General features: G+C 54.7%; 17 protein-coding genes. 11 read left to right on the top strand and 6 right to left on the bottom strand.

Features of this window, described 5'->3' with window-relative positions:
- Positions 1–29 precede the first annotated feature (29 nt).
- On the top strand, positions 30–719 hold the full coding sequence (locus FFA38_RS05425) for a potassium channel family protein (RefSeq protein WP_138315787.1): 690 nt from the start codon (positions 30–32) through the stop codon (positions 717–719).
- Here FFA38_RS05425 and FFA38_RS05420 read toward each other — a convergent pair.
- Positions 716–2,527 carry a heavy metal translocating P-type ATPase gene (locus FFA38_RS05420; protein WP_138315786.1) on the bottom strand — a complete coding sequence of 604 codons (1,812 nt, stop codon included), beginning with the start codon at positions 2,525–2,527 and terminating at the stop codon, positions 716–718. The two genes, FFA38_RS05425 and FFA38_RS05420, sit on opposite strands and share 4 nt — an antisense overlap.
- 45 nt (positions 2,528–2,572) lie before the next feature.
- Here FFA38_RS05420 and FFA38_RS05415 point away from each other — a divergent pair, with 45 nt between their 5' ends.
- Together FFA38_RS05415 and dacB (FFA38_RS05410) are read left to right on the top strand one after the other, a co-directional pair.
- On the top strand, positions 2,573–3,964 hold the full coding sequence (locus FFA38_RS05415; protein WP_138315785.1) for an MBL fold metallo-hydrolase RNA specificity domain-containing protein: 1,392 nt from the start codon (positions 2,573–2,575) through the stop codon (positions 3,962–3,964).
- 27 nt (positions 3,965–3,991) lie between these two features.
- A complete protein-coding gene (dacB, locus tag FFA38_RS05410) occupies positions 3,992–5,356 on the top strand; it encodes a D-alanyl-D-alanine carboxypeptidase/D-alanyl-D-alanine endopeptidase (protein WP_138315784.1) in 1,365 nt (454 codons plus the stop codon).
- 4 nt (positions 5,357–5,360) lie between these two features.
- Here the strand turns inward: dacB (FFA38_RS05410) and FFA38_RS05405 are convergent, their stop codons facing one another.
- On the bottom strand, positions 5,361–5,948 hold the full coding sequence (locus tag FFA38_RS05405) for a copper resistance CopC family protein (RefSeq protein WP_138315783.1): 588 nt from the start codon (positions 5,946–5,948) through the stop codon (positions 5,361–5,363).
- A 35-nt stretch (positions 5,949–5,983) separates the two neighbouring features.
- Between FFA38_RS05405 and dacB (FFA38_RS05400) the strand changes: the two genes are divergently transcribed.
- On the top strand, positions 5,984–7,360 hold the full coding sequence (gene dacB / locus FFA38_RS05400; protein WP_138315782.1) for a D-alanyl-D-alanine carboxypeptidase/D-alanyl-D-alanine endopeptidase: 1,377 nt from the start codon (positions 5,984–5,986) through the stop codon (positions 7,358–7,360).
- Positions 7,361–7,380: 20 nt separating this feature from the next.
- The gene (locus FFA38_RS05395; RefSeq protein ID WP_138315781.1) at positions 7,381–8,850 is read left to right on the top strand and encodes an NAD-dependent succinate-semialdehyde dehydrogenase; all 1,470 of its coding nucleotides are present in this window, start codon (positions 7,381–7,383) and stop codon (positions 8,848–8,850) included.
- Here the strand turns inward: FFA38_RS05395 and galK are convergent.
- Positions 8,847–9,974 (bottom strand): galactokinase, encoded by a 1,128-nt coding sequence (gene galK / locus FFA38_RS05390; RefSeq protein WP_138316023.1) that lies wholly within the window; start codon positions 9,972–9,974, stop codon positions 8,847–8,849. The genes FFA38_RS05395 and galK overlap by 4 nt on opposite strands.
- A gap of 26 nt (positions 9,975–10,000) precedes the next feature.
- The gene (gene galT / locus FFA38_RS05385) at positions 10,001–11,095 is read right to left on the bottom strand and encodes a galactose-1-phosphate uridylyltransferase (protein WP_138315780.1); all 1,095 of its coding nucleotides are present in this window, start codon (positions 11,093–11,095) and stop codon (positions 10,001–10,003) included.
- A gap of 60 nt (positions 11,096–11,155) precedes the next feature.
- Here galT and FFA38_RS05380 point away from each other — a divergent pair, with 60 nt between their 5' ends.
- From FFA38_RS05380 to FFA38_RS05355, 6 genes are all read left to right on the top strand, one after another.
- Entirely contained in the window at positions 11,156–12,085 is a 930-nt protein-coding gene (locus FFA38_RS05380) for an aldose epimerase family protein (RefSeq protein WP_138315779.1), read from the top strand.
- A 103-nt stretch (positions 12,086–12,188) separates the two neighbouring features.
- Positions 12,189–13,418 (top strand): inorganic phosphate transporter, encoded by a 1,230-nt coding sequence (locus FFA38_RS05375; RefSeq protein ID WP_138275744.1) that lies wholly within the window; start codon positions 12,189–12,191, stop codon positions 13,416–13,418.
- Complete coding sequence (locus tag FFA38_RS05370; RefSeq protein ID WP_253786142.1) at positions 13,418–13,690, top strand: hypothetical protein; 273 nt, start codon at positions 13,418–13,420, stop codon at positions 13,688–13,690. Before FFA38_RS05375 ends, FFA38_RS05370 begins: the two co-directional genes overlap by 1 nt.
- Positions 13,691–13,763: 73 nt before the next feature.
- On the top strand, positions 13,764–14,003 hold the full coding sequence (locus tag FFA38_RS05365; RefSeq protein ID WP_138315778.1) for a DUF1737 domain-containing protein: 240 nt from the start codon (positions 13,764–13,766) through the stop codon (positions 14,001–14,003).
- Entirely contained in the window at positions 14,003–14,362 is a 360-nt protein-coding gene (locus tag FFA38_RS05360; protein ID WP_138315777.1) for a zinc ribbon domain-containing protein YjdM, read from the top strand. The genes FFA38_RS05365 and FFA38_RS05360 overlap by 1 nt, the downstream gene beginning before the upstream one ends.
- A 7-nt stretch (positions 14,363–14,369) precedes the next feature.
- The gene (locus FFA38_RS05355; RefSeq protein ID WP_253786140.1) at positions 14,370–14,858 is read left to right on the top strand and encodes a gluconokinase; all 489 of its coding nucleotides are present in this window, start codon (positions 14,370–14,372) and stop codon (positions 14,856–14,858) included.
- Here FFA38_RS05355 and FFA38_RS05350 read toward each other — a convergent pair.
- Positions 14,855–16,378: an SDR family oxidoreductase gene (locus FFA38_RS05350; RefSeq protein ID WP_253786138.1), complete on the bottom strand. Its 1,524-nt coding sequence runs from the start codon at positions 16,376–16,378 to the stop codon at positions 14,855–14,857. The genes FFA38_RS05355 and FFA38_RS05350 overlap by 4 nt on opposite strands.
- Positions 16,365–17,060 carry an SDR family NAD(P)-dependent oxidoreductase gene (locus FFA38_RS05345; protein ID WP_138315775.1) on the bottom strand — a complete coding sequence of 232 codons (696 nt, stop codon included), beginning with the start codon at positions 17,058–17,060 and terminating at the stop codon, positions 16,365–16,367. Before FFA38_RS05345 ends, FFA38_RS05350 begins: the two co-directional genes overlap by 14 nt.
- Positions 17,061–17,106 lie beyond the last annotated feature (46 nt).

The following is a 17,106-nucleotide window of genomic DNA, read 5'->3' as shown; positions in this document are numbered from 1 at the left end:
ACAGTAATCATTGAAAAGAAGGTGGCCTCATGCCTAAGTCAAACAAACCAACTCGCAAGCGCGGCTTTCACGCGGCGAACGTTGCCGTAATCGGCCTCGGCCGATTCGGTTCGGCACTGGCGCTTGAGCTGGTCGCCAGCGGTCACCAGGTGCTGGGCATCGACACGGATGAGCGTCTTGTGCAGTCGCTAGCTGGCGAGCTGACCCACGTGGTTACGGCAGACACCACTGACGAAGAAACACTTAGAGAGCTCGGTTTAGCCGATGTTGATTCAGCGGTGGTGGCCATCGGTGCTGATCTTGAATCAAGCATTTTGACCACATCGCTTTTGCTGCAGCTGGGCATCAAGCAGGTTTGGGCCAAGGCAAACTCAAAGTCTCACGGCAAGATTCTGCAGCAGCTTGGTGCGCATCACGTGATCTTCCCAGAGTATGAGATGGGTCGCCGCGTGGCCCACATGGTCTCGGGTGAATCTCTTGACTACGTGCACATCGATGAAGATTTTGTGATGGTCAAGGCGGTTTGCCCTGAGTCATTCAGCGGTCAGACCCTTGCCGACCTAAAGATTCGCAGCACCTACGGTGTGACCGTTGTGGCCACCAGCCACGGTGACAGTGAGTACTCTCCGGCTTTCCCAGACACCGTTTTGAACACCGGTGACTTCTTGGTTGTGGCCGGGCGCAAGGCCCCGCTAGACGAGTTCGTCCAGCTGGACTAAACGCGCTTTTTGGGTGGCACTAGGGCCCACATAATTGCGGCAACGTCAATAGCTTCTTGGCTCACTGCGCTGCCGGTTGCATTGATTAGCCCAAAGGCCGCAGCAAACATAGCCACCACGGCTAGGCCCATTCCAACACCAGCCGCCTGAAGCGCGCGTTTTCTGGCTCCTTGGGCCGCATCAATCGCTAGTGCCAGGTGCCTGATCGAATCCTCAACAATCACGACATCGGCTGCCTCACTGGCTGCAGTGGCTCCGCGAGCGCCCATCGCCACACCAACGTGTGCAGCGGCAAGTGCCGGAGCATCATTTATCCCGTCACCGACAGCAATAACGGCGCCTTTGGAGTTGGACATTTCGCTCCGCAGAATTACAAGTTTTTGCTCTGGGCTGCAAGCTCCGTAGGCCTCGTCTGCTCCAACCGCCTGGCCGACATCGGTCGCTGTTGTCTGGCGGTCGCCCGAAACCAAAATAACGCGGTCAACACCAAGTTTGCGAAGGTTTTGAACCGTGGTTTTTGATTCATCTCTGAGCGGGTCATCGAGGCCGATGATGGCCGATAGTTTGCCGTCTACGGTCACTGCCACCAAAAGGGCGTTATCGATGTTTGCCCATTCAGGCAGTGCACCACTCGGCTGACCAACCGTGACGTGGTGTCCGTTCACGGTTCCGCTGAGGCCGTGCCCGTGCACCTCGCTGACCTCGGTGGCATGGCTCAGGCTGAGGCCGCGGCGCTTGGCCTCGGTGACCAAAGCGCGTGCCACAACGTGAGGGCTGCTCTGGTCGAGAGAGGCTGCCAGATTCAGAACCAAATCAACGTCTGCGCCTTCGGCAAATCGAATTGTGCTGATTTCAGGGCCGCCCTGGGTCAGGGTTCCAGTTTTATCGAGCAACACGGTTTTAGCTCGGGCCAACTGCTCAAGCGCTGCACCGCCCTTGATAATTGCGCCCAGGCTGGCTGCGCGTGACATGCCAGAAATAACAGCAACCGGCACAGCCAAGATGAGCGGGCACGGGGTTGCCGCAACAATTACAGCAACGGCCGTAGCGAGTTCTCCGGTAATGATCCAGGTCAAGAGGGCAAGGCCTATTGCAAACGGAACAAAGGCCACCGCCCAGCGATTTGCCACGCGGACGCCGTTGGCGGTGTTTGCCTGAGCCTGTTGAACCAGACGAATCAGGTTCGAATATGTTGAATTAGCAGAGGTGGCCGTAGTGATTAATTCGACTTGGCCATCCGAGTTTAAAACTCCCGATTGAACTGCTTCTTGAGCGGCCCGGTAAACCGGCAGGGGTTCACCGGTCAGCGCTGACTCATCGAATGTGCCTGCATTGACGAGCGTGCCGTCAATCGGAACAACTTCTCCCGAGCGAACCAAAAGGCGGTCTCCGACTTTGACTTCGTTGATGCCGATGTCAATAATTTCTGAATCTGCACGAATTACGTGGGCTACCCGTGGTGCTCGATCAAGTAGCGCCTTGAGTTGGTTTTGTGCCCGGCCCTCAGCCCAGGTCTCTAGGGCCCGCCCCGAGGCCAGCATCACCGAAACCACACTTGCCGCCAGCCATTCGCCGGTGAGCATTGTGGCCAGGATCGAAATCAATGCCAGTACATCGCTGCCCATCTCGCGATTTTTGATGGCTCTAACCAGCAGCCATGACGACAGGTAAAGACCAATTGAAGCGCCTACACCAAATGCAACTAGTCCTGAGAATTCGCTGCCTAAATATTGGAGGGTCAGTCCGATGGCAAGGCTGAGCAGGGTCGCACCCACCAAGAAATAGTTGTTCCTAAAAACCTTGCTCATAATTCAAGTGTGCCACTTAAGGGTGGTCAGACTTAGACTCAGGCTATGAGCAAAGTTTCGATTCGATTTTTGGGGGCGGCCGGAACAGTAACCGGTAGCCGATTCTTACTTTCTTGCGGGCAGACCAAAGTAATGGTTGACGCCGGATTATTTCAGGGCCTAAAAGAGCTGCGGCTAAAAAACTGGAGCCCGCTGCCAATTGACCCGGCTGAACTGAGCGCCGTAATTTTGACTCATGCGCACTTGGATCACTGTGGCTACATTCCAAAGCTGGTCAAGGATGGTTTCCGCGGAAAGATTCACCTATCGAAGTACACCGGAAAATTGGCTGAGGTGGTTCTGCGAGACTCTGCGCGCATTCAAACGGAGGACGCCAAGTACGCGGCTAAAAAAGGATTCTCAAAGCACAACCCACCGCAGGCGCTCTACGAAGAGAAAGACGCTGCACAGGCTGTTGAGCAGTTTGCTGTTCACCCGTTTCGCGAACGCGTCAAGGTAGCCGAAGAAACCTACGTGACTTTTTACCCTGCCGGCCACATCCTTGGCGCAGCATTTGTGGTGGTTGAGTTCTTTGGTAAAAAGTTGCTGTTCACCGGCGACATGGGGCGCGAACACCACCCGCTGCTTGCGCCACCTGAAGACATTCCCCAGCAGCGATACGACGCGGTAATCACCGAGTCAACCTACGGTGACCGTGAGCACGTGCAGCCAAGCACAAACTTTGAGCAGGCAATCTCTCAGACCATCCAGCGCGGGGGCTCGGTCTTAATTCCTGCATTTGCGGTGGACCGCACCGAGGTAATCTTGGTGGAAATTCGCGAACTGATGGAAGCCGGGCGTATACCTAGGGTTCCGGTTTATGCCGATTCACCGATGGCCCTCAAGGCACTCCGGTTTTACCGCGAGGCCATTGATGAGGGCTCTGCCGAGATTCGCCCTGAGATTGTTGCCGAGTGGCGAGGTAAAGATCCGTTCAATCCGGGCACCCTTGTCGAGTTGGAAACGGTTGAGCAATCCAAGACCATCAACAACCCAAAGTCGCCTTGCATCATCATCTCTGCATCGGGCATGGCTACCGGCGGGCGCGTTGTGCATCACCTCAGAGACATGCTTCCAAATCAGCTCCACACGGTGATTCTGGTTGGTTTTCAGGCCATGGGTACTCGAGGCCGTCGATTGGCAGATGGCGAGCAAGAGGTCAAAATGCACGGCGTCTTTGTTCCAGTCAAAGCTCAGATCGAACAGATGGGCTCGTTCTCAGTGCACGCCGATGCAGACGAATTGGTCGATTGGCTCAAGACAATCTCGGAGGAGCCTGGTCAGGTACTGGTGGTCCACGGTGAGGCCGGCGCGGCTGACGTGTTTAGCAACCGAATTCGGTCGCAACTCGGCTGGAAGAGCCATGCGCCTGAGGACGGCGAGGCAGTCGAACTTTAGGCTTGTGGTTGGGCAAACTGGAATCAAATGGTTAAGTTCAGCAGAGCAATAGCAGGGGTCGCTGTCTCAGCGGCCCTAGTTGTGGCTGCCGTGGCGGGGCCGGCGGTGGCCGTTGATGAGGCATCGCCAAGCCCTAGTGCATCGCCCACCGCAACGCCAACGCCTTCGGCTTCGGCAACTTCTCAGCCCTGTTCGGCAAATACCGCGATGGCTAACCCAGATCTAGCAAAGCTGTACGCATACGTTGTGAACGTTGAAACCGGCGAGGTCTTGATCAACGAGCGGGGAACCTATCAAACGCCGTCGGCATCGGTGTTAAAGGTTTTGAGTGTTTCGGCCGCACTGACCTATTTGCCGGTGGACTATAAGGCCACCACCAAAGTGTTTACCGTGCCCGGCGAGCCCGGCACAATTGTGCTCAAGGGTGGGGGAGACCACACGTTGAGTCAGGTTACCAAAGATGGGTTTACGACCTACGAACGGGCCACCCGAATGTTCACGCTGGCCAATAAGGTCTATAGCAATTGGACAGCCGAGGTTCCGATCAGCAAGATAATTTTGGACAGCAGTTTCTTCTCGGGGCCAAGCTACAACCCAGCATGGAAGGCCTCGGACCGCACCAACGGATACATTTCAAAAATTACTGCTCTTCAGACCGATGCCGACCGCGCTAGTCCTGATCTTTCGAAAACCGATTACAGCGGTTATCGAAGCAACGACCCGATTGGCCGAACCGGCAACCTGTTCAAAACCGCACTTGGCGGTCTGGCCAAAAAGGCCAAAATAGTCGAGGGCAAGACTCCTGCCGGCGCTGTACTGCTGACTTCCATTGAGAGCCAACCAATTACCACCTGGATGGATCACGCAACCGTGGTTTCAGACAACACCGAAACGGAATTCATCGCGCGTCACGCGGCAAAAGCCACTGGGCTGCCGGCTGCCTTTTCCTCGATCGAACCGATGGTAAAAGAGATGCTCACCGACCTCGGTATCGATTCATCGAAGTTGATCATGAAAGATGGCTCGGGCTTGGCGCAGGCAAACCGAGTTACGCCCAAGCTCATCACTGAGTTGATGGTTAGCGTTGCCAACGGGCATCCAACTCTTGCACCACTGGAAAGCTACTTGCCGGTAGCTGGAGTCAAGGGCGGATTGGCCTATCGGTTTACCGGTAAAAACATCTCTGCGCGCGGTGCCGTCAAGGGTAAAACCGGATTTATCCCGGGGCTTTACAGCCTGGCTGGTGTGATTGATGCGGCCGATGGTTCGCGATTGGCCTACTCAATTTTTGCTAGAACCGCTGATGGCAAGTACGTCAACGGAGCCACTCGCGGAGCCATTGATACGTTGGCAACCAGGTTTTACACCTGCGGTGCAAACCTAACTGAATAGCGGCCTAGGCCTTCTTTCGGCGAATCAAAACCACGATGATGCCCAGGATGGCCACCAGTGGTAGGGCAATCGCCAATACGGTTAGGAATCCAGCTAGGCCGTCTACTTCAGCGTCATCCGCTTGGCTGATAACCGATGGGTCATCCACATCAGTCGGCTCACCCTCCGGGCACATCAGATTGGTGTTTGCTGGCACCTCAAAATCTGGCACCGCACGCACTTGAAAAGCAAAGCTGCCAGAAACCGGGTGGCCGTCCTCTGATACTGAGCGCCAGGCCACGGTGTGCTGGCCTTCCACGTTGCTGGCAATGGTGGTGGTCATAGAGTCAACGCCGGTGCGAATTGCACACTGCAGCTTTACGACATCACCGTTTGGGTCGGTAACTGCAATCTCATGCCCAGAGCCGTCTTCCATGATCATGAGCGGCTCTGCAAAGGTCATTTCAATCGGGATGTACCCGCCGTCGACAATTGAGTCCGCCTCAGGATAGGTGACCAGTTCATCGGTGTGTGCATTTGCCACCAATTGAGTGCCAAAAATGGTCACGACTGTTAGGGCAAGCGCGGCAATAAACTTCAAAAGACGGTTCATACTAGAAGTGTACAGAACGATTTTTTGGAGAATAATTGGCAGATTCAAAGGGCGGCTTCCCTTATCTAAAGCAGGCTCTGATCGGTGCTGGCGCCGGAGTTGGTGTTTTGGCAATAATCATCGGCGGCTTTACCTTTACTGGGTTCGGTGCCCAACCAACCGCAAGCAGCACTCCAACAGTTTCATCCTCTGCTTCAGCAAGCCCTAGCCCGTCGCCAAGTGATGTTCGTGCCTGTTCAGTAGCTGAGTTGGCAACCGATCCTCGGCTAGCAACGCTCTCGGCAACAGTTTTGAATGCCGAAACCAAAGAAGTTCTTTTTGACCGCAACGGAGATACTCCGGCGGCAACAGCCTCGGTGATGAAAACCGTAACCGCCGCTGCAGCGCTGTTGACCCTTGGGCCAAACTATCGCGTTGAAACCCGGGTTTATCAAGATGCCAGCGACCCTGGCACCATTATTTTGGTGGGTGGCGGTGACGTGACTTTGTCCCGCACGGCAGCTGGCTCGCAGTCTGTTTATCGAGATGCACCAAAGCTTTCGACACTCGCTGTAGCCGTGAAGCAAAAAATGGCCGGAGTGCCAATCACCAAAATCATCCTTGACTCCACCCTTTTCACTGGTCCCAAGTGGGATTCCAGCTGGGAGCGCAGCGAACAAACTGAGGGCTACATGTCTGAGGTAACCGCGTTACAGGTAGACGGTGACCGCTCCAATCCGGCAGCCGAAACTTCTTGGCGCAGCGCCAAGCCGGTTGCTAATGCCGGCAAGTACTTCAAGCAAGCACTAGGCAGCGCGGCAACTGGCGCCACTGTTGTTGAAGGCGCGATGACCGCCGGTGCCACTCAAATTGCCAAGGTTTCATCGCAGCCAATAAGTAAGTGGATTACCCACATGCTGCAGGTTTCGGACAATACCCAGGCTGAAGCGCTGGCTCGCCTGGTGTCTCTGGACCTAGGTTTTGACGGCTCATTCTCGTCAATTAACACCGCCTTTAAAAAAGCCCTCGCGGGCACCGAACTTGATGCCACGAGCATGACTTTTAGAGACGGATCCGGTCTTAGCGACTTGAACTCTGTTTCACCAAAGTACATCGCTGATCTAATGCTCTTTGTCCAAAAGGGCGAGGGTGTTTTCTCGCTAATCAATCAGTCGCTACCGGTGTCCGGAGAATCGGGATCACTCGCGAGCCGCTTCAAGGGCGAAAACTCTGATGCCATCGGCAAGGTTCATGCCAAAACCGGATGGATTAAGCGCGGCTACACGCTGGCAGGATTTATCGATGCCAAAGATGGCACCAGCCTGACCTTCGCGGTGTATGCCCTGGGTAACGTCACCTCGGAGGCCAAGCAAGCTATTGACGACCTAGTTACAGGTTTTTATCGATGCGGAGATCAACTCTCGAACGAGTAGTTGAAGAAGAAGGAAAAGCAATGACGCTATCTGAAGCAGAACTACTCGCTAAAGTCCCAACTGGGCTATACATCGATGGGCAGTGGGTCGAAGGGCGTGGCGAGAACGCCATCGCAGTTGAAGACCCTGCCACCGGCAAAGTACTGCTTGAAATAGCCAATGCCAATGCTCAAGACGGACTCGCGGCGCTTGCCGCCGCCGACGCAGCTCAGGCCAAGTGGGCCAGGACAGCGCCACGTGAGCGAGCCGAGATCTTGCGCCGAACTTTTGATTTGGTTCGTGAGCGCGCTGAAGAGTTTGCCATGCTGATTTCACTCGAAATGGGAAAGCCAATTGCCGAGGCGCGCGGCGAGGTGACTTACGGCAACGAGTTTTTGCGCTGGTTCAGCGAAGAGGCCGTTCGCATTACTGGGCGCTACGGCTCTTCTCCTGAAGGAACCGGTCGCATGCTGGTGGCTAAGCGACCGGTTGGCCCGGCCTTCGCAATTACGCCGTGGAACTTTCCGCTGGCAATGGCAACGCGCAAAATCGGTCCGGCCTTGGCCGCCGGTTGCACCATCGTTGTTAAGCCGGCCGAACTAACCCCGCTGACCACGCTGCTTTTGGTCAAGACTTTTGAAGAAGCAGGGGTGCCAGCCGGCGTCATCAACGTAATCACCACCTCCACTTCGGCAGCTACTTCAGCACCGATAATTTCGGACCGCCGACTACGGAAAATCACCTTCACCGGGTCTACAGCTGTGGGTCGAAAGTTGCTGGAACAGTCTGCCGAGCGGGTGCTGCGGACATCAATGGAGCTTGGCGGCAACGCACCGTTTCTGGTCTTTGCCGACGCTGATCTGGATGCTGCGGTCAACGGCGCGATGTTGGCCAAAATGCGCAATATCGGCCAAGCCTGCACCGCAGCCAACCGGTTTATTGTTCACGAATCAGTTGCTGAGGAATTTGCTCACCGGTTCGCCGCTCGTATGGGTCAACTTCAGCTTGGCCGCGGTATCGATGCTGACACCACCTGTGGACCGGTCATTGATCAGCGTGCGCGGGCAAACATGGAGCGCCTTGTTGAGGCCACTGTTCGTGAGGGTGGCCAGGTGATTACCGGTGGTCAGTCAGTTGCCGGTGACGGATATTTCTTTACGCCTACCGTTCTCGATAACGTTCAGCCTGGCTCGACGATTTTGAAAGAAGAAATCTTTGGCCCAGTGGCACCAATCGTGCGCTTCAAAACTGAAGACGAGGCAGTAGCGCTGGCCAATGACACCGAATACGGTTTGATCAGCTACGCCTTTACGCAGGACCTAAAGCGCGGCTTGCGTTTGGTTGAGTCGCTTGACACCGGAATGACTGGTCTCAACACCGGTTTGGTCTCTAACGCAGCAGCACCATTCGGTGGCGTAAAAGAGTCAGGTACCGGCCGCGAGGGTGGCGTCGAGGGAATCCAAGAGTACCTAGAGACCAAGTACGTTATGACTCCGGATCCATTCCTCTAAATTTCGCGAATGGCTCCTGGTGCCGGTGATACGGCAAAAATGTCTGGCTTGGCATAACCCAAAGCTTCAAACTCGGCCATGACCGAAAGGGTGACCTCGCTAATTAGCTCTACCGGGGTTAGCGCAATTGCAGCACCGCCAAAGCCGCCGCCGGTCATTCGTGCACCGATGGCGCCGTGGCGCATAGCTGTCTCAACTGCGGTGTCTAGTTCATCGACCGAGACTTCAAAGTCGTCACGCAGTGAGACGTGCGAAGCATGCATAAGCTCACCAATAGCACGAGGGCCCTGGTTTGCAAGAGTGTCGATGGTGTCTAGAACACGCTGGTTCTCGGTCACTACGTGGCGAACTCGGCGAAAAGTGACGTCGTCGAGAAGTTCTTTGGCCTTGCTCAGGTCATCGGCGCTAAGTTCACGCAGGCTTGTTACACCCATGACCGCAGCTCCAGCCTCGCAGGCTGCGCGACGAGCCGCGTACCCGCCATCGACCAAGCGGTGAGCGACCTTTGTGTCGATAATCAGAAGTTCAAGTCCGGCTTCAGCAAATCCAAGTGCAATCGGCTTTGCCTCTAGGCTGCGGCAGTCCAAAAATACGCCGTGGTCGGTTTCACCGAGAAGTGAAGCTGACTGGTCCATGATTCCGGTAGGTGCGCCAACAATTTCGTTCTCGCCCATCTGTCCGGCCCGAGCCAAGGCCCGGCGGTCCAAACCGGCATTCCATAGGTCATTGAGTGCCGAAGAAACAGCGCATTCAATCGCAGCTGATGAAGACAGGCCGGCACCAACTGGAACATCAGACTCGATGTAGCAATCAAAACCCGTGGCAGTTACCTTCGACAACTGCTGGATTGACCAGGCCACACCGAATGGGTAGGCGGCCCAATCGTTGTCATCGGTTTTAGTGATATTGGTTACATCGGTTTCATGAATCACCGGTGAAAAGCTGGAGGAGACGCGCACTAGGTTGTCATCACGCAGAGCAATTGCCGCAAATGTGCGGCGGTTGATGGCAAACGGAAAGACAAAACCCTCGTTGTAATCAGTGTGCTCACCGATTAGGTTTACTCGCCCGGGTGCTGACCAAACGCCAGTCGGCTGGTAGCCAAAAAGCTCGGCAAAGCCCATCGATGTTTTTGAAACAAGTTCGTTGGTCACTTGAGTGCGCCCCTAATTAGCTCGGCTGATACTTCTGGCGGGAAGTCCGCAATAAATGCGCCCATCGCGCTCTCAGAGCCGGCCAAGTACTTGAGCTTGTCTTCTGCACGGCGAGGAGAGGTGATTTGAAGCTGCAGTCTGACGTTTTCTCCGCCAGGAACAGACGGAGCCTGGTGCCAAGCCGCAATGTATGGAGTTGGAGTGTCATAGATGCGGTCGAGGGCTCGAAGCAAACGTGAATAAATGACAGCTAGTTCGTCGCGTTCTTCATCGGTCAAGCCGGTGAAGTCGTTCACATGGCGGTGAGGTAGCAGGTGAATCTCAATCGGCCAGCGTGCTGCAAAAGGTACGTAGGCGGTGAAGTGTGATCCTGCAATCACCACTCGGTCACTCTTCTGTTCAAACGCCAGGGTGTCGGCAAACAGATCTGGCCCGTAGGCCTTGATTGAGTCAAGAACTTTGCGCGTGCGCGGTGTCACGTATGGGTAAGAGTAAATCTGCCCGTGTGGGTGGTGAAGCGTCACACCGATTTCTTGGCCGCGGTTTTCGAACGGGAACACCTGACGAACACCCGGTAGGGCTTTGAGTTCGGCGGTGCGATCGGTCCAGGCATCAATAACGGTCCGCACTCTAGAAACTGGCATCTGGCCAAGTGAACCAAGGTGCTCCGGGCTGAAAACTACAACTTCACAGCGGCCAATTGAATCGCGGGTGCTGCCAAGTTCGAGGTTTTCGATGACTGAATAGTTTGGTTCGTCAACCTCAAGTAGTGAAGGACCAAATGAAGGGCTCTTGTTTTCAAAAACCGCAACATCAAAGTTGTCTGGCAGTTCTGATTTATTGCTCTCGGTAGTTGGGCACAGTGGGCACTGGTTAGCCGGTGGCAAGAATGCTCGGTTGTGTCTTGCAGCGGCAACTGAGATCCATTCGCCGGTTAGCGAATCCAGTCGCATCTGGGCAACCGCTGGGCGCTCGCCGAGTTCACGAGAGTCTGGACTGCGATCAGCAGGCAGCGTGGAGTCGGCATCATCGAAGTAAAAAAGGTCACGGCCGTCAGCCAGTTTGGTTGAAAGCTTTCTTGAGCTGGTCATGCGCCCTTTGCCTAAAGTTTTATCTGCAGATTGACCCAGCTTGCTCGCTAGGCTAGAGGCATGCCATCTGCCTCTGGGGTACAGTTTAGCCTCAAAAAAACCAGCCCTAACGGAGAACTCTCTGCCGTTATTTCGAGTGTCGCAGCGGCATTGGTTTCACTTCAAATCGACGGCCGTGAGTTCTTGGTTCCAGGCCCAAATCGCTCCCGCACAGCTTTCCTCGAGGGAGTTGTTATGGCCCCGTGGGTCAATCGCCTGGATGAGGCGCGTTGGATGTCGAGCGCTGGACCGCAGCAGCTGCCCATCACAGACCCTATTAATCGATTGTCCAATCACGGACTGCTCTTGGATCACGAGTACGAAGTTCTGCGGAGGACTGAGGACGCGATTGTTCTGCAGGCTAAGCTACCTGCCGTTTCTGGTTACCCCTTCGAGCTAGAAATCCGGGTTACCTACGCGCTCACCGATGACGGCATGGCCGTTGAATTTGAGGCTCTAAACCAGTCAGCATCAGAGGCGCCATTTGCTATCGGTAGCCACCCGTACCTGCAAATTAGCCCATTTGATACCGCTGAATTGGTGTTGACCTCAACAGCCGTATCGGTGGTGCTCACCGATGAACGCATGCTGCCGGTGCATACAGTTGCCACCGCAGGCACCGAGTTTGACCTAACTTCTGGCCGACTCTTGAGTCAGGCCCACTTAGATAACTCATTCACTGATTTGGTAATTGATAAGGGTGGCAAGGCGCACACCTACCTTGAAGCCCCCGACGGCACGGTGGTTGACCTATGGCAATCCAATGAGCTGAAGCACACCTGCATTTTTAGCCCAGATAACTACCCGGCAGCCCACAGTTTGATCAAGGCCGTTGCCATTGAACCGCAGACGTCGGCGGCAAATTCTTTCAATACCGGGCAAGATCTGATTTGGCTGCAACCCGGTCAAATCTGGGGTGCCAGCTGGGGTATTACAGTATTCAGTAGGTAGCCGTTGTTCACCTTGCGTTAACCTTTAGTTTCTAAAGTAAACAGGATGTTTGGCTTCCGTTTGCTAAGCGTCAATCTCCCGGTCACTAAGTAGAAAGTATCCCGTGGATCCAATACTCGTAGTGGGGCTCGTTGTTGGCCTTGCGCTTTTCTTTGACTTCACCAACGGTTTTCACGACACCGCAAACTCGAGTGCCACCGCTATTGCGACTGGTGCACTTAAGCCTCGCACTGCCGTTCTAATCGCAGCGCTGATGAACTTTGCCGGTGCGTTCCTGTCAACCGCTGTTGCCAAGGCAATTTCGGTTTCGTTGATCAGCGAGGGCGTAAACATCGGCCCTGAAATGGTTTTTGCTGGTCTGACCGGCGCCATTCTTTGGAACCTAACCACTTGGTTGCTAGGTCTTCCTTCATCTTCATCACACGCTCTCTTCGGCGGCCTCATCGGTGCGGCTTTGGTTTACGGCGGTTTTGCTGCTGTCAACTACCCAGCTGTGCTCGAAAAGCTGGTCTTGCCATCGCTATTCGCTCCGGTGATTGCCGGTTTGGCAGCTTTCTTGGCTACCCGCGTGGCTTACTTCCTAACCGCTCGTTCACAAGAGGCCCGCAAGGCCACAGGCATTGGAACCGGTCGTACCAACTTCAAGGTTGGTCAGGTTTTCACTTCATCACTTGTTGCACTGTCGCACGGAACCAACGATGCACAGAAGACCATGGGTGTCATCACTTTGGTTCTAGTGGCCGCTGGCCTACAGTCCACCGGTGACCACGTTGAGTGGTGGGTAATCATCGGTGCTGCCGTTGCCATTGCAGCAGGCACCTACGCTGGTGGATGGCGAATCATCAAGACCATGGGCACCGGTCTTTCAGAGATCAAGCCGGCACAGGGTCTGGCATCAGAGGTTTCAACCGCAGCCACAATTTTGGCTTCAAGCAACCTCGGTTTTGCGCTTTCAACCACTCAGGTGGCTTCTGGTGGTGTGATGGGTGCTGGCCTTGGTCGCAAAGGTGGTCAGATCCGTTGGACCAAGGCTGGTCACATTGTGACCGGTTGGTTGCTAACGCTTCCTGCTGCAGGTGGTGTCGGTGCTCTTTCTGCACTTCTAGTGCTGTCTGGCCCGGTTGGTCTTTTGGCTGACACCGTTTTGGTGGTTGCCGGTTCAATCGCAATTTTCCAGATTTCACGTCGCAACCGAATCACTCACACCAATGTTTTGAGTGAAGTTGAAGGCGCATCTGAGGTAATTGCCTCACCGCGTGAGGTTCGTAAGGCAGCGGCAAAAGCCGCAGCAGCAGCTAAAAAGGCAGCAGCAAATGCAAAGGGTGGCAAATAATGATTAAGTGGGATTCCCTATTGCTAGTGGCTGGAGTAGCCATCGGTGCCAGCGTTTTTATCACCGCAGCATTTTCGTTGGGCATGCGTTGGTTGACCAACGCTCGCCACATTCTAGAAACCACTGAAAAGAGCCCATCGCTCGAGGTGCGCGATTCGACCAATCCACGCGAGGTGTTGTTCCGAATTGGCGCATACGTGATGTTCACCATTTGTGCAGCATCAGTGCTCTACGGAATTTACCTAATCGTTCCGTATTTCCACATGGGCTAATTAGCGTTTACTGATCAACCCCAGCCTTCAACTGGTCGGGGTTTTTCTTTATCCACTGTGGCAAACTTGAAGCATGACTGAACAAAATGACTCACAAGAGTGGGAGAGTTGCGCTTTGCCCTCGGCAAACGCTGAAGCCCCAGCAACCCCAGATTTCACCAAGCCTTACAAAATGCTTACCGGAATTGATAACTCAGAGTTTTGTTCGAAAGTTAGCTTGCACCTAGAAAACGGCTACAAACTTCACGGCTCGCCCGCTATGACTTTCAACGGTGAAAACGTAATTGTTGGCCAGGCAGTAGTTCACGTCTAATGGCTGATCAATTGCCTCCATGCCCCCAGTGCGCATGCGAGTACACCTATGAGATGGGTGCCCTTTTGGTCTGTCCAGAATGCGCTCATGAGTGGGTTGCTGCCGATGATAGCGATTCCGATTCACCTGAAACAGCACGCGTTGTGAAAGATTCTGTCGGCAATATTTTGTCTGATGGAGACACTGTTACCATCGCCAAGGACCTCAAGGTTAAGGGCGCATCGTCGGCAATCAAAGTTGGCACTAAGGTTCGCAACATTCGCCTCGTGAAAGGTGCTGATGGCCACGACATCGATGCGAAAGTCGATGGCTTTGGTCCAATGATGCTCAAGTCAAGCGTGGTTAAGAAAGTTCTCTAGGCATTCGATGGCCGATCAGATCGTCGTTATGGGCGTCTCGGGTTGCGGAAAGTCAACACTTGGCAAGGCGCTGGCTGAGGCTATTGGTGGTGACTTTATCGATGGGGATGACCTGCACCCTTTGGGTAATGTAGCCAAAATGACAGCCGGTGAACCGCTGACTGATGAGGACCGATTGCCATGGCTTGAAGCCGTAGGTCAAAAACTGGCCCAGGCTGCGGGCGCAAATGAGAATCTAGTGATCGCCTGCTCTGCGCTAAAGCGCAAGTATCGAGATCAAATCAGGTCAATCGCGCCAGAAGCGTTTTTTGTACACCCGCATGGCTCGCGAATCGCGCTTTTAGAGCGCCTGTCTAAGCGCACTGGTCACTTCATGCCGGTCAGGCTGCTTGACTCACAACTACTAGACCTTGAGCCACTTGAGTCCGACGAAACTGGAATCCAGTTGGACATGGCCCAATCGGTTAGTGATCAGGTTGACGCAGTAATCCACTAACGCTTCGAGGAGCTCTTTTTTGCTAGGGCGGCTGTTCTGGCCATAGACGGGAACACAAATCCGTGCATCGGCCAAACCGCCCACCAATAGGCGTGACCGAGCAGCCCCTTCGGAGCGTAGATAGCCACCTGAGTCAAAATTGATCCACCGGTCTCCGGGTCTTCTTCGATGCCAAATTCCAGCCAGGCAAGTCCTGGCATTTTCATTTCGGCACGCAAACGCAGCAGCTTTGGCTTGATAATCTCTTCGACCCGCCAAAAGTCCAAAGCATCGCCGACCTGAAGGGTGTTCGGGTCGCGCCTTCCGCGTCTCAGACCAACCCCGCCAAACATGCGGTCAATAAAACCTCGAAGTTGCCAGGCCCAGGTTGCTATCGAGTACCCGTTGTCTCCGCCGATGGCCTCAACTCGCTTCCAAACGTCCTCGACCGAGTCAGGTGAGTGAACCGTCCGGACATCTTTGTAGAGGGTTCCGCCGGCCCAGCTTGGGTCGGTAGGAAGTGGTTCAGATGGTGTTCCCGGAATCGATGCATCACTCCACCTGGTCTCTACGCGGGCATCCTTGATTTTGGTAAGCGCCAATTGCACCGCTCGTTTGAATGGCGTTAGGCCGCCGGGTGGGTCTGGCACTAGCCCGCGAATGCTGTCATCGGCAGCTACCACTTCATTCTTGAGGCTGGCTACTAGGCGTTTGGCTAAGGTGTAGGGCACCGGCGTCACAAGGCCAACCCACCCCGATGAAAGCCTTGGTGTCAGAACTGGAACAGGGATGATGATTCTTCGGCGAAGCCCAGCAGCCTCGGCATACTGCTGCATCATTTCTTTATACGTGAAGACCTGTGGGCCACCGATGTCGAATGCCCCACTAATAGTTGGGTTGATTGTCGCGGCGCCTACGAGGTAACGCAATACGTCTCTAACGGCAATCGGCTGGATTCGAACGTTGACCCACTTGGGTACGGTCATGATTGGCAGACGTTCGGTCAGATAGCGCAGCATTTCGAAAGAGGCCGAGCCAGAGCCGATCACAACGCCGGCACGAAGTTCGATTGTTGATACCCCCGAGGCTCGAAGAATCTCACCGGTATCAGCCCTGGCCTGAAGGTGCGGTGACATAACTTCATTTGGTGCAATGATTCCGCCGAGGTAAACGATGCGCCTCACGTTGCATTCTTTAGCCACTTCTCCGAAGCTTTCGGCCATCGTCCGTTCTTGAGACTCAAAATTGTCCTTGGACATCAGTGCGTGTAGCAAGTAGTAGGCAACATCAACGCCTGCAAGCGCACGGTCGAGGGCAGCTCGATCCTGAGCGTCTCCCTCTGCAACTTCGACCTGATCAATCCAAGGGTGGTACTTCAACCGCTCTGGGTTTCGCGCCAAAATCCGCACGCGGTATCCGTGTTTTAAGAGCTCAACAATCAATCGACCGCCAATGTAGCCGGTTGCCCCGGTCACCAAGCACAGGGCGGGCTTTCCATCTGCGGAGCGCAGTAATGGCAGGTCTTGGTTAGAAGCTTCCACTTGGCAGGTCCTTCTCGTCATCGAGCACTGCTTTGATTATGCGCCCAATCACCAGATCTACGGCCATGCCGACCCCAAAGTTAGGGGCGGTTCCGGCAATAGCCCGATTCGCTAACCCCGATTCGGTGTGCCCCGGACGAGCATCAAGCCACCTGATTCCAAGCTTTTGGTACTCACGCTGGGCGGCGGTGGCGTAGGCGTGTAGTGCGGCCTTGCTGGCTGAGTAAGCCGAAAGCCCGGCCATGGGCCGCTCTGCAATTACGCCGCTGATGGAAACCACAAATGGGGCTCGGCTTGCTGTCGCTGCCTGGACCAGTGCCGGGATCATTTGCTGAACCAAATCAATTTGCCCCAGAGCGTTAACTTGCATCAGGCGTTGCAAAACGGCCGGAGGTGTTTCGGTTACCGAGCCAAAAGCCACTAATCCAGACGCGAAGACAATTCCATCGATGCTGGTCTGGCTGGCATTCAGGTAGTTGGTGAGGGTCTGAATCGATTCAGGTTCCTCAAGATTCAACAACAAACGTTGTGCAAGTTGGGGCTGAAGTCTGGCGGCCGAATCTGCGTTCCGAGCCGTCCCGATCACTTTCGCGCCTGATGCCTCTAACTGAGTACAAAATTCGTTTCCAAAGGCGCCACTGGCACCAACCACCAATATTTGTCGCCCTTGTAGTTCACTCATTTAGGCCTCCTGTGCATGCCAACCGGCGGGGTTCACAAAAGATTTC

This window comes from Rhodoluna limnophila (genome assembly GCF_005845365.1).
GTDB lineage: Bacteria > Actinomycetota > Actinomycetes > Actinomycetales > Microbacteriaceae > Rhodoluna > Rhodoluna limnophila.
Note: the sequence above shows the minus strand (reverse complement) of the source record. Positions and strands in the feature narration are given on the sequence as shown.